This is a genomic window from Microbacterium sp. TPU 3598 (genome assembly GCF_002356155.1).
Classification (GTDB): Bacteria; Actinomycetota; Actinomycetes; order Actinomycetales; family Microbacteriaceae; genus Microbacterium; species Microbacterium maritypicum_A.
Genome location: NZ_AP017975.1, coordinates 3,255,911 through 3,277,191 on the forward strand (window position 1 = coordinate 3,255,911; position 21,281 = coordinate 3,277,191).

A 21,281-nucleotide genomic window follows, 5' to 3' on the forward strand; every position below is an offset into this window, starting at 1 on the left:
TCGCGCAAATGGTCGCTTTTCCCGCTCGGATGCAGTCATCTGCGCGATTCGAAACGGATTCAGAGCGCCGCGATGATGTCCTCCACCCGCTGTTTCGCATCTCCGAACAGCATCGACGCGTTGTCGCGGAAGAACAGCGGGTTCTGCACCCCTGCGTACCCGGCGGCCATCGAGCGCTTGAACACGATGACGCTCTCGGCCTCCCACACCTTCAGCACCGGCATCCCGGCGATCGGGCTCCCCGGGTCCTCGGCGGCGGCCGGGTTCACGGTGTCGTTCGCGCCGATGACCAGCACCACCGAGGTGGAGGCGAGGTCGTCGTTGATCTCGTCCATGCTCAGGACGATGTCGTACGGCACCTTGGCTTCGGCCAGCAGCACGTTCATGTGACCGGGCAGCCGTCCCGCGACCGGATGGATGCCGAACCGCACATCGACGCCCCGCTCGCGGAGCCGCCGGACCAGATCGGCGACGGGGTACTGCGCCTGTGCGACGGCCATGCCGTAGCCAGGGGTGATGACGACGCTGTCGGCGGCGACGAGCATCTCCGCCGCGCCCTCGGCGGTGATCTCGCGGTGCTCGCCGTATTCGGTGTCGTCGGAGGTCGGCGCCGCGACCCCGAATCCCCCGGCGATGACGGAGAGGAACGAGCGGTTCATGGCCTTGCACATCACGTACGAGAGGTACGCACCCGACGATCCGACGAGCGCGCCCGTGACGATCAGCAGGTCGTTGTTCAGGAGGAACCCCGCCGCGGCGGCGGCCCAACCCGAATAGCTGTTGAGCATCGAGACGACGACCGGCATGTCTCCGCCGCCGATCGAGGCGACCAGGTGCCAGCCCAGGGCGAAGGCGAGCACGGTGACCGCGATCAGGAGCCACAGCTGCTGGTCGTTCACGAACCACACGGTCAGGGCGACGAACGCGATGAGAGCCCCGATGTTGAGCCCGTTCTTGCCCGGGAGCATGAGCGGCTTCGACGACATCTTCGCCGAGAGCTTGAGGTACGCCACGATCGACCCGGTGAAGGTGACGCCGCCGATGAAGATCCCGATGAACACCTCGGCGTTGTGGATGCCGACGAGCTCGGGGGCGATCTCCGGGTGCGCGAGGTAGCCGTTCCAGCCGACGAGCACCGCGGCGAGGCCGACGAAGCTGTGCAGGAGCGCGATGAGCTCGGGCATGCCGGTCATCTCCACGACCCGCGCTCGCCAGAGCCCGATGGCCGCCCCGATCAGCACCGCGGCCACGAGCAGGCCCAGCCCGAGGAAGGCACCGGTGCTCCATGCGTCGGCCATGGTGAGGGCGACCGTCGCGACCAGCGCGATCGCCATGCCCGCGATGCCGTAGACCACACCGGAGCGGGCGGATTCATGGCGACTGAGGCCGGCGAGGCTGAGGATGAACAGCAGGGCGGCGACGATGTAGGCCGCCCCGGCGAGCGCGTCGACGGTCATTTCCGGCCGCCCTTCGCCGATGTCCCGAGTGTGAACATCGCGAGCATTCGTCGGGTCACCGCGAACCCTCCGAAGATGTTGATGGAGGCCAGCAGCACCGCGATCGCGGCGAGCACCTGCACCACCGGCAGCGGCGACGTGATCTGCAGCATCGCGCCGACCACGATCACTCCCGAGATGGCGTTGGTCACCGACATGAGCGGGGTGTGCAGCGCGTGATGCACCTTGCCGATCACGTAGAAGCCGATCACCACCGACAGCACGAGCACCGTGAAGTGCTGCGGCAGCGGGGCCGGGGCGAACGCGTTCACGGCGAACAGCGCGGCGACGCCCACCACGATCAGCGTGACCTTGCGGGCGGCGGACATCTTCTTCGGCGGTACGTCCTCGACCGGCGCCGCCGCGGCCTTCGGGGCGGGAGCGGCGGCGACCTGCACGGCAGGCGGGGGCCAGGTGACCTCGCCGTCGCGCACGACCGTGACCGAGCGCTGCACGACATCGTCGAAGTCGATCACCAGCCGCCCGTCCTTCGCAGGCGTCAGCAGCGCCACGAGGTTGGCGAGGTTCGTGCCGTAGAGCTGGGAGGCCTGTGCGGCCAGACGCGAGGCCAGGTCGGTGTAGCCCAGGATGATCACACCGTTGTCCGTGACGACGCGCTCGCCCGCGACCGAGCCCTCGACGTTGCCGCCCTGGCCCGCGGCCATGTCGACGATCACGCTGCCCGGCTTCATCTGTGCGACATCGGATGCCGTGATCAGGCGCGGCGCCGCGCGTCCGGGGATCAGCGCAGTGGTGATGATGATGTCCACGTCGGCGGCCTGCTCGGTGTAGATCTCGGCGGCCCTGCGGTCATAGTCCGCGCTGGTCGCCTTGGCATAGCCGTCGGTGGAGGCCGCGACCTCGACGTCGACCGGGAGGTAGCTGCCACCGATCGAGGTGACCTGGTCGGCGACCTCGGGGCGCGGATCCGTGGCGCGGACGATCGCACCGAGACTCGATGCCGCGCCGATGGCCGCAAGCCCCGCGACTCCGGCTCCCGCGACCAGCACCTTCGCCGGCGGCACCTTGCCCGCGGCGGTCACCTGCCCCGTGAAGAAGCGGCCGAACTCGTGCGCGGCCTCGACGACGGCCCGGTACCCGGCGATGTTCGCCATCGAGCTGAGCACGTCCATCGACTGTGCCCGCGAGATGCGCGGCACCGCATCGAGCGCGAGCGCCGTGATGCCGCGCTGCGCGAGCGACTGGACGAGATCGGGGCGCAGTGCCGGTGAGAGCAGGGCGATGAGGGTGGCGTCATCGGAGAGGAGGGCGATCTCCTCCGCCCCGGGAGCTGTGATCGCGAGGACGATCTCGCTCCCCCAGGCCTCTGCGCGATCCACCAGCGCCGCACCCGCCGCCGCGTGCTCGGCGTCGGGGTACGAGGCCGCAGCGCCCGCTCCCCGCTCGACTCTGACCGTGTGGCCCAGCTTCCCGAGCGACGCGATCGTCGCCGGGGTGGCCGAGACCCGCGCTTCGCCCGCAGGCTCCCGCACGATGCCGATGACTGCCACTACTTCCTCCTCCGCCCGTCTGCGTCGACGGGATCGCCGGGGCGTCTGCGCCCCTGACTTCCCGCTCAGAGTACTGAGGAGCGCTCCGGAAGCGCCCCTCCTTCGGCTCTGTGACAGGGAAAGAAGCGGGGTTCTTACGGAAAGCGGAGGAGGAAGATCTCGGGGCGCTCCCCCGGCGGCGAAGCGATCGTGTTCGGATCAGGAGGTTTCGACGAGCGCGGCCTGCGGAATCGGTCGGCCGCGAAACCACCTCCGCGATGGCGGAAGGAACAGCAGCACCGATTGACCGCCGCAGACCAGCACCGCCCAGAGTCCGAACGGCGTCGCGATCAGCAGCGCCATCATCGCCAGCGCCTGCACCACGACGACCCACCGCATCCACGCGGTGCGTCGGGCGAGCCCGATGAGGATCGTCATGTTCACCAGAAGGCCGAGCAGCACCACGACGCCCCAGAGAATCGACGATGTCCCGTTCGCCGGCGTGGGGAAGGCGCGGAAGAGCCAGACCAGGATGAACCCGGCCGCGATCCACGCCGCGACGAGAGTCGCCGAGAGCAGCATCGGGAGGACGATCGTCACGGGCATCCATTCCCGATCTGCTCGCGGGCGCTCCTGCGGCATGGATCCTCCCGACGTCATCGCGCTCAACCGTGCTCGTCTCGCGCGACACCCACCCTAAGGTCCGCCCGCCCGGGGTGTCGACAACCGCTCAGCCCCAGACGCTCGGCGCCTTCACGCGAACCGGCGGGAGCGCGGATGCCGCGGCCCAGTCGTGCACCCACGCATCGATCTCCGGCACGCCCTCGGGCTTGCCGACGGCGGCGAACAGCTCTTCGTTGCTGACGGTGCCGCCGGTACGGCGCAACATGCGCGAGCGCACGATCACCCGCGCGTAGATCTCTCCGTCGACGACGGCCCTGTGCTCGAGGAACACCGCCTTGTCGTCGTGCCCGATGAAGCGCGACTGCACCTCGAACCGCTGCCAGAGCTGGAGCGACTTGCGGAACGTGACCGTCTCGCTGGAGACGACCGCGTACCAGCCGCGGTCCTTCATCGCGTCGAACAGCCCGGTGCGTATCAGCAGATCCCAGCGTCCGAGGTCGAAGAGCGACAGATAGCGCCCGTTGTTCATGTGGCGCAGGATGTCGATGTCGGTCGGCAGCGTGGTCAGGTGGATGCTGCTGACCGACGACGCATCGAGAGTCCTCCCCCGCCGCACGCGGCGGCGAGCGCCGAGGATCACCAGGAGGGTCCGCCAGATCACGTTCACGAAGAATGATCGTAGCCAGGCGTGCACGATTCGCGAACATCATTGTACGAACCCTCCATGCCCGCGTATCGGGCGTCATCGAACATCCCCTCGATTTCCTCTTCGTGGACGCCGCGCGTAGAGTCACGAACATGAGCGCCGAAGCCCAGCCTGAAGTCATCGTCCGTCCGGTCCGTGATGTGGATGCGGAAGCCCTCGGTCGCGTGCATGCGCAGTGCTGGCACGAGACCTACGACCACCTGATCAGCAAGGCGGCACTGGAGAAGGTCTCGCCCCGCCGCATGGCCGAGCTGTGGACGCACTGGGCCTCGCAAGGCCCCGAGTTCAAGATGAACGCCGCGCTCGTCGACGGCGAGATCGTCGGCTTCGTCGGCTCCGGTCCTGCCCGCGACAAGGATGCCCCCGCGTTCCGCGAGCTGTACTTCATCTACCTGCTCGACGCGTGGCACTCGACCGGCATCGGTCAGAAGCTGTTCGACGCGGCCGTCGAGAAAAACGAGCCGCTGTACCTGTGGGTGGCCGAGGACAACCCCCGCGCGCACCGCTTCTACACGCGCAACGGATTCCACCTCGACGGAGCATCGCACACGGAGCCGTTCCTCGGCGAGACGCTGACCGAAGTGCGCTTCGTCCGCCCCTGACACACCGCCGCGCACGCACGCAGAACGGGCCGTCTCCCCTCGGAGGCGGCCCGTTCTCGCTGTCGGTTCCGGTCGCTCCGGCTCAGAGGCGCTCGATGATGGTCACGTTCGCGATGCCGCCACCCTCGCACATCGCCTGCAGGCCGTACCTGCCGCCGGTGCGCTCGAGTTCGTTCAGCATGGTCGTGAGCAGTCTGGTGCCGGTCGCACCGATGGGGTGCCCGAGGGCGATGGCCCCGCCGTTGACGTTGACCTTCTCGTGCGGGGCATCGAGTTCGCGCATCCAGGCGAGCACGACGGGCGCGAAGGCCTCGTTCACCTCGAACAGGTCGATGTCGGCGACACCGAGTCCCGCGCTCTCCAGAGCGTGCCGGGTCGCCGGGATGGGCGCGGTGAGCATGAGCACCGGACTGGCACCGCGAACGGTCATCCGATGGATGCGCGCGCGGGGCGTGAACCCGTGCTCGCGCACCGCCCGTTCGCTGGCGATGAGCACGGCGCTGGAGGCGTCGCTGATCTGCGACGACACGGCAGCGGTGATCCGTCCCCCCTCCCGCAGCGGTGCGAGTCCGGCCATCCGCTCCAGGGTCGTGTCCCGCCGCACCCCCTCGTCGTTGGCGAGGCCGTTCAGGGGCGCGATCTCGTTCGCGAAACGCCCCTCGTCCTGAGCGACGGCCGCACGACGGTGGCTCTCCAGGGCGAACTGCTCCATCTCCGCACGGGAGATGTCCCATTTCTCGGCGATCATCTCCGCACCGGCGAACTGCGAGATCTCCTGATCGCCGTAGCGCTCGCGCCACCCGGAAGACTCCGCGTACGGGGTGGTGAAACTGTACTGCTCCCCGACGGTCGCGGCCGCGGTCAAAGGAACCTGGGACATGTTCTGGAGACCGCCCGCGATGACGAGGTCGTTCACACCGCTCATCACGGCCTGCGCCGCGAAGTGCACGGCCTGCTGGCTCGATCCGCACTGACGGTCGATCGTGACGCCGGGCACGTGCTCGGGGAATCCGGCGACCAGAGCGGCGGTGCGTGCGACATTGCCCGACTGCCCGCCGATCGCGTCGATCGTGCCGAGCACGACGTCGTCGATCGCGGCGGGATCGACACCGACGCGGTCGACCAGCGCCCGCAGGCTGTGTGCCCCGAGATCAGCGGGATGGATGCCGGAGAGCGATCCCCCACGCCGCCCCACCGGGGAACGGACCGCGTCGATGATGTATGCCTCGACCATGATCTTCCTTCCGTCGCGGGAGACGCGGTGACGTCAGCGGCCCGAGACCTTGCCGAACGCCTTCGCGATGGGCGCGAGCACGAGGGGCCGGGCGGCCACCCAGCCGATCGCGATCACCACGAGCGAGAGGATGAACACCCAGAATCCGGTCCAGGTGACCGCGTCCTGCGAAGCGAACATGTGGTTCAGGTTGCGCAGGAAGCCGGTGAGCATCACGAGGGCGACGTGGGCGATGATGAACGCCACGAAGTAGAGCATGATCGGGAAGTGCAGCGCGCGCGCCCACTCGACCGGGTAGGCCTTCGACAGCTTCTCGGCCTTCTTCGGCCAGAGCCCCGACATGCGGAATCCGGTGATCGCCGCCAGCGGCGCGGCGATGAACACGGTCGCGAAGTAGGCGAGCTGCTGCAGGCTGTTGTAGTTGTTCCAGCCGTTCTCGTGCGGCCAGTCGAACGAGACGTACTGGAGGGCCGCCGACAGCGCGTTCGGGAAGACCTCCCAGCTCGTCGGCACGATGCGCACCCAGTGACCGGTCACGAACAGCAGCACCACGAAGATCACGCCGTTCACGAGCCACAGGATGTCGAGCGACTGGTGGAACCAGAGGTTCAGGCTGATCTTGCCCTTGGCGTTGCCGCGGGGCGTCCAGAAGACGGTCGGCCGCTTCTCGGTACGCACCTGGAGCCCGGAACGGATGATCAGCACCATCAGGAACATGTTGAAGAAGTGCTGCCAGCCGACCCAGGGCGAGAATCCGGGTTCGACCGCGATCCCCGGCTCGTACTCGCCCGGGAAGGCTGCGAGGAAGTCCTGCATGAACGGGAAGCTCAGGAGTGCGCGCACGAACGCGATGGCGGCGCCCGCGAGGACTCCGAGCGCGGCGGCGCCGAACAGCACGGCGACGGCCTGGGGCCACGTCGGACGGCGTCGACCGGTCGCAGCGGCGGGTACCTCGGCGATGCGACGTGGCGCGCGCCCGTTCCAGACCGTGCGCGTCCACGGCAGCGGGGTCGCGACGTCGGCGATGGCGGGTGCGTTCACGGGCGCCGCGACGACCGGGGTGCTCTCCGGTCCGGTGCTCTCCGGTCCGGTGCTCTCAGGAGCGATCGGCGCCGGAGCCACGGGCTCGACGGATGCCGCGACAGCGTGTGTGCGCGGGACGGTGTCTGCGGCGGGCCACGGCTCGCCGCCGACTACTCGGGGCAGGCCACGACGGACACCGCCTGCGGCAGCGATCGGCGCTTCGGGTGCGCTGACGCTGACGGCGGGCGAGGGTGCGGTCGGGGGTGCGGTCGTGGCAGCGGTCGAGGCACGAGCCGTCGCCGGTGCGCTCCCGGTCGCCGAAGATGCGGGAACTGCTGTCCCGACAGCCGATACCGGCTGCGTCGTCTGCGGAGCGGGGGTCGCCACGGCGGCGGCGGGAGCGACGGCGACCGATGGCGGCCAGGGCTCTCCGCCCGGCACGCGTGGCAGGCCGCGACGGATTCGCGCTGCTCCGGCGGTCGCCGCGGGAGCGGGGCTCCCGGTCGGTGCTGCGGTGGCCACGGCTGCCTGATCCACCGCTATGACGGACTCGCGGTCGGCGGGGACGGCATCCGGCGTCGCCGCAGGCTCAGCCTCTGTCGACGTCGGAGCCTCGGTTGCCACGGCAACCGCCGGCTCCTCCACAGCCGCCGCATCGGCGGGGGGCCAGGGCTCCCCGCCCGGTACACGCGGCAGACCGCGTCGCAGCATCCGCGTCGCCATGGCTACTTCTTCCGCGCCTCGAGGGCGGCGATCACCTGCGGCACCACCGCGAACACGTCGCCGACGATCCCGAAGTCCGCCACGTCGAAGATCGGCGCCTCGGGGTCCTTGTTGATCGCGACGATGTTCTTCGACGTCTGCATGCCGGCACGATGCTGGATGGCGCCGGATATGCCGAGGGCGACATACAGCTGCGGCGACACCGAGACACCGGTCTGGCCGACCTGATGCGACTGCGGGATGTACCCCGCGTCGACGGCGGCCCTGGAGGCACCCACCGCGGCACCGAGCGCATCGGCGAGCTCTTCGACGAGCACGAACTTCTCCTTCGAGGCGAGACCTCGACCGCCGGAGACCACACGCGTGGCTCCGCGCAGGTCGGGACGGGACGAGGCGACCTCGACCGCCTCGACCGGACCGGCCGTCGCCGCGACCGCACCGGACGGGGTGACGTCGAGCACCTCGACCGAGTGCGACGGCACGGCCTCGGCGCGCGCGTCCACCGCGCCCTGGCGCACCGTGATCACCGGAGTGCCGAACGTGGGTGCCGAATCGACGAGGTAGGCCCCGCCGTAGACCGAGTGGTGGGCGACGACACCCTCGTCATCGCGCGACACTCCGACCGCGTCGACCGACAGTGCGCTCTTCGTGCGCACCGCGAATCGTCCGGCCACGTCGCGTCCGGAGATCGAGTTCGAGATCAGCACGGCGTCGGGGCGCACCTGGGCGGCGGCCGCCTGCAGGGCGTCCACGATCGGCACGGTCAATGCCGTCGGCTCACCGTCGGCGGTCAGCACCACCGATGCACCCGCCGCGGCGGCCTGATCCACCGCGGCCGGACTGCCGCCCACGATCAGCGCGACCGGCGTGCCGATCGTCGAAGCCGCGCCGATGAGCGCCGCCGTGCTGCTCGCGACGTAGCCGGAGGGGTCGACGTCGACGAGGACGAGGATCGGGTTCTCGGAGGATGTCATCTCACACCAGCCTGTTCTGCACGAGGTAGTCGACGAGCTTGTCGGCCGCGTCACCCTCATCGGTGATCTTCACGCCGGCCGCCCGCGGGGGCTTCTCCGACACAGTGGTCATGATGGTGCGCGGAGCGACGGACGGATCCGCCGAAACGTCGAGGTCGGCGAGCGCGAGCACCTCGAGCGGCTTCTTCTTGGCCGCCATGATGCCCTTGAAGTTGGGGAACCGCGCGTCGGGAAGCGCCTCGGTGATCGAGATCACGGCGGGCAGCGGCGCCGAGACCGGCTGGCTGCCGGCATCCGAGCCACGGACGCCCGAGACGCCGTCGGCGGTGATCTCGACCGACGTGAGCGCGGTGGCCTGCGCGAATCCGAGGTGTTCGGCCAACATCGCGGGAATGACGCCGCCGGAACCGTCGGTCGACAGGTTGCCCGTGATCACGAGGTCGGGGGCGCCGCGGCGGATCGCGGCGGCGAGGACCTCGGCGGTGAGACCGAGGTCGGCGCCGGCGAGCTGCTCGTCGGCGATGTGCACGGCCGAGCCCGCACCGATCGCGAGCGCCCGGCGCACGGACGCGGTCGAGCCCTCCGGAGCCATCGAGACCGCCACCACCTCGGTGCCGTCGTTCTTGTCGGCGTAGCTGAGCGCCACTTCGAGCGCCCGCTCCGTGATCTCGTCGAGGACCACGTCACCCGCCGCACGATCGGCGAGGCCGGTCTCGAGATTCAGCTTGCGATCGCCATAGGTGTCCGGCACCTCTTTGACCAGGACGAAGATCTTCATCGATTGCTCCTCACGACTGCTGCAATTCTAGACCGCGATACTGAGTTCCAGCTCACCTGCGACTGAGACTCATGGATGTCCACAGCGGATGCGTCGCGCGCCGTCGCCGCCCCCCGCGCTCGCGCCACTACCGTAGAGAAATGGCCCGACCCCGTCCGCTCCCCATCGATCCGCTCGCCGAGGCGAAGCGGCAGTGGCTCGCGCACGGTTGGACGGATGCCGCGGACGGCATGGCCCTGGTCACTTCGGTCATGCGGGCCCAGCAGCTGCTGCTCGCCCGTGTCGACGCGGCCCTGAAGCCCTTCGCTCTGAGCTTCGCCCGCTACGAGGTGCTGCGTCTGCTGGCTTTCAGCCGCGCCGGCAGCCTGCCCCTGTCGAGCGTGGTCGCCCGCCTCCAGGTGCACCCGACCACCGTGACGAGCACGGCGGAGCGCCTGGTGCGCGACGGTCTGGTCGCGCGTGAACCGCACCCCCATGACGGACGCGCTGCGCTGCTCGTGCTGACGGAGTCCGGCCGGGAACTGGTCGAGCGCGCCACACAGGCTCTCAACGCCGACGTGTTCGCCGAGCCCGGTCTGAGCCGCGACGACGCCGCCGAGCTCGTCGCGATCGTCGCCCGGCTGCGCAAGGACGCCGGCGACTTCGCCGATCCGCGCCCGCAGCCCGAAGCCCTCTGACATGCCCCGGTTCGCGCTCGAGACGATCATCAGCGCGCCTCCTGCCGAGGTGTTCGCCGCATCGCTCGACCCGGCACTGCACGTGAAGAGCATGGCCCGGTTCGGCGAGACCATGGTCGAGGCGCCGGCAGGCGGCGTGTTCACCGAGGGGACCACCGCGACCTGGCGGGCACGCCACTTCGGCATCCCCTTCCGCCTGCGCTCGATCGTCTTCGACATCGATCCTCCCCACGCGTTCTCGGATCGGCAGATCTCCGGTCCGTTCGCGGCATTCCTGCACGAGCACCGTTTCGAGGAGCATCCGGCCGGCACGCTCATGCACGACACCGTGACCTTCCGCTCGCCGTTCGGCCCGCTCGGCCGAATCGTCGACGCGATGTTCCTCGGCGGGTACATGCGCCGCCTCATCATGGAGCGCAACGCGATTCTCGCCGCGGAATTCGAGGAGCCCGGGCGTACCCTTTCGGCATGAGCGAACTGCGCCTGCACACCGTCCTCACCGGCCGCGGCCCCGCTGCGGCGATCCTCCTCAGCGACGAGCAGGTGGCCTCTCTCGGCGCCGGCAAGGCGTTCCCGGTCGCCGTCACGATCGGCGGACGCACCGCCCGCCTGCGTCTGGCGCGGATGGGCAGCGAGAACATGATCGGTTTCAGCAAGGCCGTGCGCGCCGACCTCGGACTCGAGATCGACCAGGAGATCGACGCCGTGATCCGGGTGGACTCCGCCGAGCGCACGGTCGACGTTCCGGCCCAGCTCGCCGCGGCCCTGGACGCCGACCCCGCGCTGCGCACCGCCTTCGACGCCCTGTCGTACACCGCACGCAAAGAGCACGCGAGGAGCGTGGCCGAAGCGAAGCAGGAGGCGACTCGCGAACGTCGCATCACGAAGATCGTCGACGCGCTCCGCGGCTGACTGCTCCCCGATTCCGGCAGACATCTCGTCAGGCACTCGTCTCGTCAGGCACTCGTCTCATCAGGCACTCGTCTCGTCACACGCTCAGCGGTTCTGGAAGTCGGGTGCCCGCTTCTCCCGGAAGGCCGACATGCCCTCCTTCTGGTCCGCGGTGTCGAACAGCGCGGCGAACGCCTGCTTCTCGTGAGCCAGCCCCTCGGCGAGGGTCGTCTCCATCGCGGTATCGAGCGCGGCCTTCGCGGCGTACACCGACGGCAACGACTTGGAAGCGATCGTGTCGGCGAGCTTCGTCGCCTCGGCGAGGAGATCGGATGCCGGCACCACGCGCGACACGAGCCCGGAACGCTCCGCCTCCTCTGCGCCCATGAAGCGCCCGGACAGCACCAACTCGGCCGCCTTGTAGTATCCGACCGCACGGATCAGGCGCTGCGTACCGCCCATCCCGGGGATCACTCCGAGGTTGATCTCGGGCTGCCCGAACTTGGCGTTGTCGGCCGCGATGATGATGTCGCACATCATCGCCAGCTCGCATCCACCGCCCAGCGCGAAGCCGGAGACCGCGGCGATCACGGGTGTGCGCACGGCCGCGAAGCCGTGCCAGACACCGAAGTGATCGGTCTCCAGCATCTGCGCCGCGGACATGCCCTCCATCTCCTTGATGTCTGCACCGGCGGCGAAGGCCTTCTCGGAGCCGGTGACGACGATCGCACCGACGCCCTCGTCCGCATCGAAGGCGAGCGCCGCTGCGGTGACCTCCTCCGCGAGCCGACTGTTCAACGCGTTCAGCGCTTCCGGGCGGTTCAGGGTGATCCACCCCACCCGTCCGCGCTGCTCGACCAGGATCGTCTCGTACTCGGTCATGTCGCCCTCTCCGTCGAAGTACCGATCATCACACGCGGTCGTCGCGGATGTCGGTGATGATGCCGGAGAAGTCTCGCGTCGCGCCGTCGCCGGCCGCGAAGACGGCGTAGATCTCCTGGGCGAGCCGGCCCATGCGCGCATCGGTCGAGGTCTGCTCGATCGCCTGCAACGCGAGCCCGAGATCCTTGGCCATCAGCGCGCCGGCGAAGCCCGGCTGGTAGTCGCGATTGGCCGGGCTCGTGGGCACCGGACCCGGCACGGGGCAGTTCGTGGTGATCGACCAGCACTGGCCCGAGGCCTGCGAGACGACGTCGAAGAGCGCCTGATGCTCGAGTCCGAGCCGCTCCCCCAGCACGAACGCTTCGGCGACCGCGATCTGCGAGACCGCGAGCACCATGTTGTTGCAGACCTTGGCCGCCTGTCCGAGTCCGGGACCGCCGCAGTGCACGATGCGCTTTCCCATGATCTCGAGCAGCGGCAACGCCGCGGCGAAGTCCTCGTCCGAGCCGCCGACCATGAACGCGAGCGTGCCGTTCTCCGCACCGACCACTCCGCCCGACACCGGAGCATCGACGTTGCGGTGACCGGCGGCGAGCGCGAGAGCGTGTGCAGCGCGCGCCTCGTCGACGGCGATCGTGGAGGATTCGATGAAGAGGGTGCCGGGTCGGGCCGCCGCCAGCAGTTCTGTGCGATAGGCCTCGATGACGTGCTTTCCGGCGGGGAACATCGTGATGACGACGTCGGCCTCGGACACCGCGTCCGCGCCGCTCGGGGCCACGCGGATGCCGGCCACCCGCGCCGCCTCGACGGCGGCGGGGACGAGGTCGAAGCCGTGCACCTCGTGACCGGCTTCGACGAGGTTCTTCGCCATCGGCAGTCCCATGTGGCCCAGGCCGAGGAACGCGACGACCGCCTTCGACGAGGAGGCGTTCATGATGCGCTCCGCGTCTGATCCCCGCCGCTGCGCTGGACCGACGCGGAACCCGCAGGTCGCAGCATCTCGCGTCCGACGATCAGTCGCATGATCTCGTTCGTCCCTTCCAGGATCTGGTGCACGCGCAGATCGCGGACCACCTTCTCGATCCCGTAGTCCTGCAGGTAGCCGTAGCCGCCGTGCAGCTGGAGGGCGCGGTTGGCGACGTCGAACCCGGCATCGGTCGCGAAGCGCTTGGCCATGGCGCAGCGCATCGTCGCATCGGGAGCGTGCTCGTCGACCGCCTGCGCGCCGTCACGCACCATGAGGCGTGCGGCGTGCAGGTCGGTGCGCATGTCGGCGATCGCGAACAGGATCGACTGCTTCTCGGCCAGCGGCTCTCCGAACGCCATCCGCTCGTGCACGTACTGCACGGCCTTGTCGAGCGCCCACTGCGCGCCGCCCAGCGAGCAGGCGGCGATGTTGAGCCGTCCGCCGTTGAGCGCCGACATCGCGATCGCGAAGCCGCGGCCCTCATCACCGAGCATGGCGGACGCCGGAACCCGGACACCGTCGAGGATCACCTGACGGGTGGGCTGAGCGTGCCAGCCCATCTTCTTCTCCGGTGCGCCGAAGCTCAGCGCTTCGGAATCGCCCGGGACGAGGAACGCGCTGATGCCGCGTGCTCCCGGCTCCCCCGTGCGCGCCATCACGACGTAGACGGCGGCCTCCCCGGCTCCGGAGATGAACTGCTTCACCCCGGTGAGCACGAAATGGTCGCCGTCGCGCACCGCGCTGGTCGCGATGTTCGCGGCATCCGACCCCGCGCCCGGCTCGGTGAGGCAGTAGCCGCCGAACTCGGACATGGCGGTGAGCTTCGGCAGCCATTCGCCGCGCTGTGTGTCGTCGCCGTAGGTGTCGATCATCCAGACCACCATGTTGTGGATGGAGATGTAGGCGGCGACGGCGGGGTCGCCCTTCGCGAGCTCCTCGAAGATCGCCACGGTGTCGAGGCGGCTGAGGCCGCTGCCACCGAACTCCTCGTCGACGTAGATGCCGCCGAGGCCGAGCTCGCCGGCACGGTTCAGCGACTCCCTCGGGAACAGGTGCTTCTCATCGCGTTCGGCGGCGTAGGGGGCGAGCTCGGTCTCGGCGAACTCGCGGACGGCGCCGATGATCGCCTCGCGCTCCTCGGCGGTGGTGGTGACGGTGGTCATGGTCATCGTGATTCCTTGTGGGAGGTGTCCGGGGCTAGTGCATGGTCGGGATGACGAAGCTGGCTCCATCGCGGATGCCTGCCGCGGGCCACCGACTCGTCACCGTCTTGGTCTTCGTGTAGAACCGGAAGGCGTCGGTTCCGTGCTGGTTGAGGTCGCCGAATCCGCTGCGCTTCCAGCCGCCGAACGTGTAGTACGCGATCGGGACCGGGATCGGCACGTTCACGCCGACCATCCCGACCTCGACACGGGCCGCGAAGTCGCGGGCGGCGTCACCGTCGCGCGTGAAGATCGCGACGCCGTTGCCGTACTCGTGCTCCGAGGCCATCCGCAGCGCCTCCTCGTAGTCGGCGGCGCGGGCGATCACCAGGACAGGGCCGAAGATCTCCTCGCGGTAGATCGCCATGTCGGTGGTGACGTGGTCGAACAGGGTCGGGCCGAGGTAGAAGCCCTCCTCGTGCCCGTCGACCGTGAAGCCCCGGCCGTCGGCGAGGAGCGTCGCCCCCTCGTCGACCCCCTGCTGGATGTAGCCTTCGACCCGTTCGACGGCGGCTCGCGTGACCAGGGGCCCGTAGTCGACGTCGGGTGCGAGAGAGGGGCCGACCCGGAGCTGGGCGACACGTTCGGTGAGCTTGGCCGCGAGGGCGTCCGCCGTCTCCTGCCCCACCGGCACCGCGACCGAGATGGCCATGCAGCGCTCACCCGCCGAGCCGTAGCCGGAGCCGATCAGTGCGTCGACGGCCTGGTCGAGGTCGGCATCGGGCATCACGATCATGTGGTTCTTCGCTCCGCCGAAGCACTGCGCCCGCTTGCCGTGGGCCGCGGCCGTCGCGTAGATGTACTCGGCGATCGGGGTCGAACCGACGAAGCCGACCGCGCGGATGCGGTCGTCCGTGAGCAGGGTGTCGACGGCCTCCTTGTCGCCGTGGACCACGTTGAGGACGCCGGCAGGGAGGCCCGCCTCGAGGAACAGCTCGGCGATGCGCACCGGCACCGAGGGATCGCGCTCGCTGGGCTTGAGCACCACCGCATTGCCGGCGGCGAGAGCGGGCCCCGCCTTCCACAGCGGGATCATCGCGGGGAAGTTGAAGGGGGTGATCGCGGCGACGACCCCGAGCGGCTGGCGCATCGAATAGACGTCGATGCCGGTTCCGGCGCCGGTGGAGTACTCGCCCTTGAGCAGGTGCGGAGCGCCGGCGGAGAATTCGATGACCTCGAGACCCCGCTGGATGTCGCCCTTCGCGTCGTCGACCGTCTTGCCGTGCTCGCTCGCGAGCAGCTCGGCCAGCGACGTCATCTCCTGCTGCACCAGGTCGAGGAACCGCAACAGCACACGAGCGCGCTTCTGCGGATTGGTCGCCGCCCATGCGACCTGCGCCTCTTCGGCGTTCGCGATAACGCGACGCACCTCGTCGGCCGAGGCCAGGGGCACACGGGCCTGCACCGCTCCGGTGCTCGGATCGAACACGTCGGCGAAGCGACCCGAGTCGGGAGTGAGAAGCGATCCGCCCACGAAGTGCGGGATAGTACGAGTCATTGTGTGACATCCCTCCGTGCCGTCGTTGGCACATTGGGGAGTTTACTCGGAGTACCGGATATTTACTAGGATATCCTTGTATCGCCCCGCGCCCGCCGCTCGACTCGTGATCGAGGTTGTTCGCGTCTCGTTCACCACCGCGTCATCTCGCCCGGGTACAACTGCAGGTGCGCGGACAGAGACTCAGACCGGATCGGGTGTCACGTCTACCGCGCGCACGGTGAGCGCTCTCGCTCCCGTCGCGGCTCCCACGCCGCGAGACCCCCGCCGAATCGGGTCGGCGGGGGTCCTCCTCGTTCAGGCGGCGACGGCCTGGGCCACGCCGCATCCGAATTAGAATCGACGGTGCGCTGCCACCCCTGGCGCATCCGCTTCGGCGTTCTCACCCCGGACGCCCGTTCCCCCGAGGACCGCACCATGTCCGAACCCCTCACCGTGTCCATCCGCCGCGAAGTCGACCCCGAGCGCATCGTCGAGGCGACCGCCTGGGTGCAGACGGGGGTGAACCTCGCGACGAAGTATCCGGGCTTCCTCGGCTCGGGCTGGGTGCGCACCGGCGAGGACTCGCAGGTCTGGCACATGCTCTACCGCTTCGCGAGCGAGGATTCGCTCACCGCCTGGGAGCAGTCGGCCGAGCGGGCATGGTGGTTGTCGATGGGCGAGGGCTTCGTGCGCAGCGAGCGCTCCAAGCGTCGCACCGGAATCGAGGGGTGGTTCGACGAGCCGACGACCGGGACGATCACGCTCCCCGCGTCCGACGGCAGCACCGAGACCGTCACGGTCGCGCCCGCTCCGCCGCGCTGGAAGCAGGCCACCTCGATCTGGCTCGGTTTCTTCCCCGTGAACCTGGCCTTCACCTACGCGATGAGCCCTGTGCCGGGCTGGAACGAGCTGCCGATCTGGCTGCGCGTGCTCGTCACCACTCTCGTGCTCACGCCGATCATGGCCTACTGGGTGCTGCCGTTCGTGACCCGTTCGCTGCGGAGCTGGCTCACCCGCTGAGGCGCCGCACCTCTTCCGCATCCGTCACGCGACGGCTGCCCGCAGCGCCCGATCGATCTCGGCCACCGCAGCCGTGAGCGGACCTGGCCGGCGCACCAGGTAGAGGGTGTTGATCGGCGGATCGTCGGTCTCGCGCAGCACGACCAGCCGACCGTCGGCGAGCTCCTCGGCGATCAGATAGGTCGGCAGCACCGTGATTCCCGCTCCGGCGACGGCTGCGGCGGCGAGCGCCCGGAGGTCGGACACGATCAGCGCGGGCTCGCGCTCGAGTCGAATGCCGAACGCATGCCGCCAGTACCGCCGCAGGATCGGTACGTCGTGGGCGTAGGCGAGAAGGGGGACGGTGTCGAGGTCGCCCGGTGCGAGCGCGGACGAAGGAGCGAGACCGAGGGAAGGGGCCGCGACGAGCACGAAGTCCTCATCGACGAGGGCCGCAGAAGGAAGGGCGCGGCCCTTCGGTCGGACGGCGGAGATCACGAGGTCGAGGCTTCCGGCACGGAGCTGATCGAGCAGGTCTTCCGCGAGCCCCGCGGCGACCGTGATCCGTTGCCCCTCCGCGATCATCGACGCCAGCGCGGGCATCAGCACCCGCTCGACGAACTCCGCTGCGCCGCCGATTCGCATCGGGGGCGCCTCGGTCGGCGACGGGCTTCCGAGGGCGAGGGCGAGCGCGTCGAGCGGACCGGACAGGCGCGCAGCCAGGTCATCGGCGCGAGGGGTCGGGAGGATCCCCCGCGCGTGACGGACGAAGAGAGGCTCCCCGATGCTCCGCTCCAGAGCCTGCAGCTGCGTCGTCACCGAGGACTGGGCGACTCCCAGCGTGCGCGCCGCCGCCGACACGGACCCGGAGCGGTGCGCGGCGAGGAAGGTGCGCCACAGTGCGAGGTCACGCAACCCATCGCCATTCCGATCACTCATATCGGAAATCTATCGGAATCGGATGCGAGAGCTGTCCGTTGTCCTCGATATCCCATCCTGCACGGCGTCTGCCGTCCGACCCCTCTGGAGCACGCATGTCCTCTGTTCTCTTCGTCGTCACCGCCGCCCGCACCTGGACCCTCACCGACGGCACCGCGCACCCGACCGGTTACTGGGCCGAGGAGCTGCTCACTCCCTATCGCGCGCTGCGCGACGCGGGTCACTCGGTGTCGTTCGCGACCCCGGGCGGCGTCGCCCCCGTCGCCGATGCGTCCAGCCTCTCCGAGGGCGACGCCGAAGCGATCGCCGCGATCCATCAGCTCGCCGCCCCGCTGATCCTGGCCGACGTCGACCCCGCGGACTACGACGCCGTCTACTACCCCGGCGGGCACGGTCCGATGCAGGACCTCGCGGTCGACGAGGACTCGGCCGCGCTGATCACGGCGACGCTCGCCGCCGGCCGCCCGCTCGCGGCCGTCTGCCACGGACTGGCCGCCCTGCTTCCTGCCCGCACCGCAGCCGGAGAATCGGTCGTGGCCGGACGCCGCATCACCGGGTTCACCGATGAGGAGGAGCGCATCGGCGGCCTCGCCGACCGCGCACCCTTCCTGCTCGAGAGCGAACTGCGGGCCCGGGGCGCCGAGCTCGACATCGCCGCCCCGTGGAGCGACAACACCGTGATCGACGGCCTGCTCATCACCGGTCAGAACCCGCAGTCATCGGCATCCGCCGCCCGCGCGCTCATCGCGGCGCTCTCCTGAGCCGTCGCCGGCGCCGCGATCATCGCGGCGCCGGTTCTGCTCAGGCCCCCGATTCCCTGCCGCTCGCCTTCGCCTTCCCTCCGGACTCCACCAGCGAGAGCGGATCCGCGATGTCTTCCAGCGACTTCCCCGCGGCGCTGACCCCGAAGACCCCGCAGACGATACCTCCGAACATCATGATCGCCGCGCCGAGCACGTAGCCCCAGAACAGCGGACCCCGGTCCCCGCTCTCGGCGCTCTGACCGATCAGGGCGCCGTAGAGCACCGGCGCGATCGCTCCGACCAGCTGCCCGATCGAGAAGATGTACGAGATGACCTGGCTCCGGAGCTCCAGCGGGAAGATCTCGCTGACCGTCAGGTAGGCCGCGGAGGCGCCGGCCGAGGCGAAGAAGAACGAGGCGCACCAGAATGCCGTGTGCGTCGCGGCGTTGAGCACTCCGGCGTTGAACAGGAAGGCGCTCACGAGAAGGATGAGGCCGGCGAGCATGTACGTGCCGAACAGCATCCGCCGCCGACCCCAGGTGTCGAAGAAGTGCCCGAGGATGAGCGCGCCTGCGAGGTTTCCGACCGCGAACACGATGAAGTACTGCGATGCCGACGCCGGCGGGGTGTCGTAGAAGTTCTCGAGCACCAGCGCGTACGTGAAGAAGATCGCGTTGTAGAGGAACGACTGCGTCACCATCATCGTGATGCCCACCAGGGTGCGCCGCGGGTATTTGCGGAACAGCACCTTCGCGATGACGAGGAACGGGACACGGCCGTACTCCTTGACCGTGATCGCCTTGCTCTCGTCGACCGGCGGGATCGTCTTCCCCTCCTTGCGGATGCGCTCCTCGATCTCGTCGACATTGCGCTCCGCCGCTTCCTCGCGCCCGTGGGTCATCTGCCATCTCGGGCTCTCCGGGATGTGTCGGCGCATCCAGATGAGCAGAATCCCGAGAACCGGACCGAGGAAGAAGCTGAGTCGCCAGCCGATGTCCTCAGGGAGGATGTCGGTGTTCAGGAAGAACACGTTCGCCACGGCGCCGAGCGCCGCGCCGCCCCAATAGGTGCCGTTGATCGCGATGTCGACGCGGCCCCGGTACTTCGCCGGGATGATCTCGTCGATCGCCGAGTTGATCGCCGCATACTCGCCGCCGATGCCTGCACCCGCGACGAACCGCCAGATGTAGAAGAACCAGGGCGCGAAGGCGAGTCCGGCGACGGCGGATCCGACGAGGTACACCGCGAGCGAGACGAGGAACAGCTTCTTGCGTCCGAGGCGATCGGTGAGGCGTCCGAAGAAGAGCGCTCCGAACACCTGCCCGAGCAGGTAGCACGTACCGGCGAGTCCCACCTCGGCCGGTCCCATCCCGAGGGTGGCGGCGTAGCCGTTGGCGGCGACGATCTGCACTTCGAGGCCGTCGAGGATCCACGAGAATCCGAGTCCCACGACGATCAGCCAGTGGAATCGAGACCAGGGCAGCCGGTCCATGCGTGCGGGAACGAGCGAGCGGACCTCCTTGACGGTGGTGTCGGATGCGGACATGGACCCTCCTTCGTCCGGGACGCGCGTTCGTCCCGGATACGGTCTTACTCCCGTCGCGCTCCCCGGCGCATCCGCTTGACCCCGGGCTGCCGGCACGCTACAGCCCCGAATCGCGCGAATGGCTCCATCCCGGGCGGAGATGGAGCCATTCAGGCGATGGGAACGCGGAGCTCAGGCGGAGACGTGCCGCTCGTCCGGGCCGTCGTAGAAGGACAGCGGACGGATCAACGCGTTCGCCCCGGCCTGCTCGATCACGTGCGCGGTCCACCCCGTCACCCGCGCCGCGACGAACAGCGGCGTGAAGGTCAGGGTGTCGAAGCCGACCAGGTTGTACGCGGGCCCTGAGGGGTAGTCGAGGTTCGGGTAGATGCCCTTGCGCGCGACGAACTCCGACTCGAGCGCATCGTAGAGAGCGGCGACCTCGGGGCGGTCGTAGTGCTCCACGAGGGTGTCGAGCGCGGCCTTCATGGTCGGCACCCGAGAGTCGCCCTTCTTGTAGACGCGGTGCCCGAAGCCCATGATCTTGCGCTTTTCGGCGAGCGCCTTGTCGAGCCACGGCACCACGTTGTCGGCTGTGCCGATGTCATCGAAGATGTGCAGCACGGCTTCGTTGGCGCCACCATGCAGCGGGCCCTTGAGAGCGCCGATCGCACCGACCACCGCCGAGTAGATGTCGCTCAGGGTCGAGGTGATCACGCGCGCGGTGAACGTCGAGGCGTTGAAGGAGTGCTCGGCGTACAGGATCATCGAGCGGTTGAACGCGTCGACCACCACGTCGTCCGCTTCTTCGCCGAAGGTCATCCAGAGGAAGTTCGCCGAGTAGTCGAGGTCGTCGCGCGGCGCGATGATCTCCTGTCCACGACGGCGACGCTGACCGTAGGCGACGATCGCCGGGAGGGCGGCGAACAGGCGGATGCTCCGCTCGAGGTTCTGCTCCGGACTGCCGCCTGCATCGAGCACGGAGCCGCCGGCACCGGGATCGGAGGCACCGATCAGGCTGACCGCGGTGCGCACTTCGTCCATCGGGTGCGCATCCAACGGCACCAGATCGATCGCGGTCTTGACGTTGTCGGCCAGCGCACGGTGCTTCCGCTCCTCCAACCGGAACGCCGCGAGCTCCTCGGGCGTGGGCAGCTCACCGTTCCACAACAGGTACGCGACGGCTTCGAACGGCTGCGTGTCGGCCAGCTCCTGCACCGGGTAGCCGCGGTACAGCAGGCTGTTCGTCTCGGGGTTGACCTTCGAGATCGCGGTCGTGTCGACGACGACTCCCGCGAGGCCCTTCTTGATGTCCGGCTCGGTCAT

At 69.1% G+C, this 21,281-nt stretch carries 21 protein-coding genes; 6 read left to right on the forward strand and 15 right to left on the reverse strand.

Annotation, left to right across the window (positions count from 1 at the left end; all coding sequences use genetic code 11):
- Nucleotides 1–59: 59 nt before the first annotated feature.
- From pntB to MST3598_RS15545, 4 genes are all read right to left on the reverse strand, one after another.
- Entirely contained in the window at nucleotides 60–1,457 is a 1,398-nt protein-coding gene (gene pntB, locus MST3598_RS15530) for a Re/Si-specific NAD(P)(+) transhydrogenase subunit beta (RefSeq protein ID WP_021200348.1), read from the reverse strand.
- Nucleotides 1,454–3,007, reverse strand: coding sequence for a Re/Si-specific NAD(P)(+) transhydrogenase subunit alpha (locus MST3598_RS15535; RefSeq protein WP_029259522.1), 1,554 nt, complete (start codon nucleotides 3,005–3,007; stop codon nucleotides 1,454–1,456). Before MST3598_RS15535 ends, pntB begins: the two co-directional genes overlap by 4 nt.
- Nucleotides 3,008–3,205: 198 nt before the next feature.
- Complete coding sequence (locus MST3598_RS15540; protein ID WP_136025510.1) at nucleotides 3,206–3,586, reverse strand: hypothetical protein; 381 nt, start codon at nucleotides 3,584–3,586, stop codon at nucleotides 3,206–3,208.
- A 130-nt stretch (nucleotides 3,587–3,716) separates the two neighbouring features.
- A complete protein-coding gene (locus MST3598_RS15545) occupies nucleotides 3,717–4,277 on the reverse strand; it encodes an acyl-CoA thioesterase (RefSeq protein ID WP_021200345.1) in 561 nt (186 codons plus the stop codon).
- 131 nt (nucleotides 4,278–4,408) lie between these two features.
- Between MST3598_RS15545 and MST3598_RS15550 the strand changes: the two genes are divergently transcribed.
- Nucleotides 4,409–4,918 (forward strand): GNAT family N-acetyltransferase, encoded by a 510-nt coding sequence (locus MST3598_RS15550; protein WP_029259520.1) that lies wholly within the window; start codon nucleotides 4,409–4,411, stop codon nucleotides 4,916–4,918.
- An 82-nt stretch (nucleotides 4,919–5,000) separates the two neighbouring features.
- Here MST3598_RS15550 and MST3598_RS15555 read toward each other — a convergent pair whose 3' ends face one another.
- Genes MST3598_RS15555 through MST3598_RS15570 form a run of 4 tightly spaced genes read right to left on the reverse strand, consistent with a single transcriptional unit; the run spans nucleotide 5,001 to nucleotide 9,650 of the window.
- Nucleotides 5,001–6,152, reverse strand: coding sequence for an acetyl-CoA C-acetyltransferase (locus MST3598_RS15555; RefSeq protein ID WP_029259519.1), 1,152 nt, complete (start codon nucleotides 6,150–6,152; stop codon nucleotides 5,001–5,003).
- A 33-nt stretch (nucleotides 6,153–6,185) separates the two neighbouring features.
- On the reverse strand, nucleotides 6,186–7,898 hold the full coding sequence (locus MST3598_RS15560) for a cytochrome b/b6 domain-containing protein (protein WP_029259518.1): 1,713 nt from the start codon (nucleotides 7,896–7,898) through the stop codon (nucleotides 6,186–6,188).
- 2 nt (nucleotides 7,899–7,900) lie between these two features.
- Nucleotides 7,901–8,872 carry an electron transfer flavoprotein subunit alpha/FixB family protein gene (locus MST3598_RS15565; protein ID WP_029259517.1) on the reverse strand — a complete coding sequence of 324 codons (972 nt, stop codon included), beginning with the start codon at nucleotides 8,870–8,872 and terminating at the stop codon, nucleotides 7,901–7,903.
- 1 nt (nucleotide 8,873) lies between these two features.
- The gene (locus MST3598_RS15570) at nucleotides 8,874–9,650 is read right to left on the reverse strand and encodes an electron transfer flavoprotein subunit beta/FixA family protein (protein WP_029259516.1); all 777 of its coding nucleotides are present in this window, start codon (nucleotides 9,648–9,650) and stop codon (nucleotides 8,874–8,876) included.
- Nucleotides 9,651–9,790: 140 nt separating this feature from the next.
- Here MST3598_RS15570 and MST3598_RS15575 point away from each other — a divergent pair, with 140 nt between their 5' ends.
- Genes MST3598_RS15575 through MST3598_RS15585 form a run of 3 tightly spaced genes read left to right on the forward strand, consistent with a single transcriptional unit; the run spans nucleotide 9,791 to nucleotide 11,239 of the window.
- On the forward strand, nucleotides 9,791–10,327 hold the full coding sequence (locus MST3598_RS15575) for a MarR family winged helix-turn-helix transcriptional regulator (RefSeq protein ID WP_021200339.1): 537 nt from the start codon (nucleotides 9,791–9,793) through the stop codon (nucleotides 10,325–10,327).
- A gap of 1 nt (nucleotide 10,328) precedes the next feature.
- The gene (locus MST3598_RS15580) at nucleotides 10,329–10,799 is read left to right on the forward strand and encodes an SRPBCC family protein (protein WP_029259515.1); all 471 of its coding nucleotides are present in this window, start codon (nucleotides 10,329–10,331) and stop codon (nucleotides 10,797–10,799) included.
- Entirely contained in the window at nucleotides 10,796–11,239 is a 444-nt protein-coding gene (locus tag MST3598_RS15585) for a YdeI/OmpD-associated family protein (RefSeq protein WP_029259514.1), read from the forward strand. Before MST3598_RS15580 ends, MST3598_RS15585 begins: the two co-directional genes overlap by 4 nt.
- A gap of 84 nt (nucleotides 11,240–11,323) precedes the next feature.
- On the opposite strand, the gene MST3598_RS15590 is transcribed toward MST3598_RS15585, so the two are convergent.
- From MST3598_RS15590 to MST3598_RS15605, 4 genes are read right to left on the reverse strand one after another with little or no spacing between them, the layout of a single operon-like run.
- Entirely contained in the window at nucleotides 11,324–12,100 is a 777-nt protein-coding gene (locus tag MST3598_RS15590) for an enoyl-CoA hydratase-related protein (RefSeq protein ID WP_029259513.1), read from the reverse strand.
- Nucleotides 12,101–12,128: 28 nt separating this feature from the next.
- Nucleotides 12,129–13,034: a 3-hydroxyisobutyrate dehydrogenase gene (gene mmsB / locus MST3598_RS15595; protein ID WP_029259512.1), complete on the reverse strand. Its 906-nt coding sequence runs from the start codon at nucleotides 13,032–13,034 to the stop codon at nucleotides 12,129–12,131.
- Nucleotides 13,031–14,236, reverse strand: a complete 1,206-nt coding sequence (locus tag MST3598_RS15600; protein WP_029259511.1) for an acyl-CoA dehydrogenase family protein — start codon at nucleotides 14,234–14,236, stop codon at nucleotides 13,031–13,033. Before MST3598_RS15600 ends, mmsB begins: the two co-directional genes overlap by 4 nt.
- Before the next feature lie 28 nt (nucleotides 14,237–14,264).
- Nucleotides 14,265–15,767, reverse strand: coding sequence for a CoA-acylating methylmalonate-semialdehyde dehydrogenase (locus MST3598_RS15605; protein WP_029259510.1), 1,503 nt, complete (start codon nucleotides 15,765–15,767; stop codon nucleotides 14,265–14,267).
- A gap of 417 nt (nucleotides 15,768–16,184) precedes the next feature.
- On the opposite strand from MST3598_RS15605, the gene MST3598_RS15610 reads away from it, so the two are divergent.
- On the forward strand, nucleotides 16,185–16,769 hold the full coding sequence (locus MST3598_RS15610; protein ID WP_029259509.1) for an antibiotic biosynthesis monooxygenase: 585 nt from the start codon (nucleotides 16,185–16,187) through the stop codon (nucleotides 16,767–16,769).
- A 24-nt stretch (nucleotides 16,770–16,793) separates the two neighbouring features.
- Here the strand turns inward: MST3598_RS15610 and MST3598_RS15615 are convergent, their stop codons facing one another.
- Nucleotides 16,794–17,687: a LysR family transcriptional regulator gene (locus MST3598_RS15615; RefSeq protein WP_029259508.1), complete on the reverse strand. Its 894-nt coding sequence runs from the start codon at nucleotides 17,685–17,687 to the stop codon at nucleotides 16,794–16,796.
- 95 nt (nucleotides 17,688–17,782) lie between these two features.
- Here MST3598_RS15615 and MST3598_RS15620 point away from each other — a divergent pair, with 95 nt between their 5' ends.
- Nucleotides 17,783–18,448, forward strand: a complete 666-nt coding sequence (locus MST3598_RS15620) for a type 1 glutamine amidotransferase domain-containing protein (protein ID WP_021200330.1) — start codon at nucleotides 17,783–17,785, stop codon at nucleotides 18,446–18,448.
- A gap of 40 nt (nucleotides 18,449–18,488) precedes the next feature.
- Here MST3598_RS15620 and MST3598_RS15625 read toward each other — a convergent pair whose 3' ends face one another.
- Both MST3598_RS15625 and MST3598_RS15630 read right to left on the reverse strand, forming a co-directional pair.
- Nucleotides 18,489–19,976: an MFS transporter gene (locus MST3598_RS15625; protein ID WP_036271644.1), complete on the reverse strand. Its 1,488-nt coding sequence runs from the start codon at nucleotides 19,974–19,976 to the stop codon at nucleotides 18,489–18,491.
- Nucleotides 19,977–20,147: 171 nt separating this feature from the next.
- Entirely contained in the window at nucleotides 20,148–21,281 is a 1,134-nt protein-coding gene (locus MST3598_RS15630; protein ID WP_029259506.1) for a bifunctional 2-methylcitrate synthase/citrate synthase, read from the reverse strand.

Bases quoted from the DNA above. Each gene is read 5' to 3' on its own strand.
- pntB (WP_021200348.1), bottom strand. From the start codon at position 1,457: ATGACCGTCGACGCGCTCGCCGGGGCGGCCTACATCGTCGCCGCCCTG.
- MST3598_RS15550 (WP_029259520.1), top strand. From the start codon at position 4,409: ATGAGCGCCGAAGCCCAGCCTGAAGTCATCGTCCGTCCGGTCCGTGAT.
- MST3598_RS15555 (WP_029259519.1), bottom strand. From the start codon at position 6,152: ATGGTCGAGGCATACATCATCGACGCGGTCCGTTCCCCGGTGGGGCGG.
- MST3598_RS15560 (WP_029259518.1), bottom strand. From the start codon at position 7,898: ATGGCGACGCGGATGCTGCGACGCGGTCTGCCGCGTGTACCGGGCGGG.
- MST3598_RS15565 (WP_029259517.1), bottom strand. From the start codon at position 8,872: ATGACATCCTCCGAGAACCCGATCCTCGTCCTCGTCGACGTCGACCCC.
- MST3598_RS15570 (WP_029259516.1), bottom strand. From the start codon at position 9,650: ATGAAGATCTTCGTCCTGGTCAAAGAGGTGCCGGACACCTATGGCGAT.
- MST3598_RS15575 (WP_021200339.1), top strand. From the start codon at position 9,791: ATGGCCCGACCCCGTCCGCTCCCCATCGATCCGCTCGCCGAGGCGAAG.
- MST3598_RS15580 (WP_029259515.1), top strand. From the start codon at position 10,329: ATGCCCCGGTTCGCGCTCGAGACGATCATCAGCGCGCCTCCTGCCGAG.
- MST3598_RS15585 (WP_029259514.1), top strand. From the start codon at position 10,796: ATGAGCGAACTGCGCCTGCACACCGTCCTCACCGGCCGCGGCCCCGCT.
- MST3598_RS15590 (WP_029259513.1), bottom strand. From the start codon at position 12,100: ATGACCGAGTACGAGACGATCCTGGTCGAGCAGCGCGGACGGGTGGGG.
- mmsB (WP_029259512.1), bottom strand. From the start codon at position 13,034: ATGAACGCCTCCTCGTCGAAGGCGGTCGTCGCGTTCCTCGGCCTGGGC.
- MST3598_RS15600 (WP_029259511.1), bottom strand. From the start codon at position 14,236: ATGACCATGACCACCGTCACCACCACCGCCGAGGAGCGCGAGGCGATC.
- MST3598_RS15605 (WP_029259510.1), bottom strand. From the start codon at position 15,767: ATGACTCGTACTATCCCGCACTTCGTGGGCGGATCGCTTCTCACTCCC.
- MST3598_RS15610 (WP_029259509.1), top strand. From the start codon at position 16,185: ATGTCCGAACCCCTCACCGTGTCCATCCGCCGCGAAGTCGACCCCGAG.
- MST3598_RS15615 (WP_029259508.1), bottom strand. From the start codon at position 17,687: ATGAGTGATCGGAATGGCGATGGGTTGCGTGACCTCGCACTGTGGCGC.
- MST3598_RS15620 (WP_021200330.1), top strand. From the start codon at position 17,783: ATGTCCTCTGTTCTCTTCGTCGTCACCGCCGCCCGCACCTGGACCCTC.
- MST3598_RS15625 (WP_036271644.1), bottom strand. From the start codon at position 19,976: ATGTCCGCATCCGACACCACCGTCAAGGAGGTCCGCTCGCTCGTTCCC.
- MST3598_RS15630 (WP_029259506.1), bottom strand. From the start codon at position 21,281: ATGACCGAGCCGGACATCAAGAAGGGCCTCGCGGGAGTCGTCGTCGAC.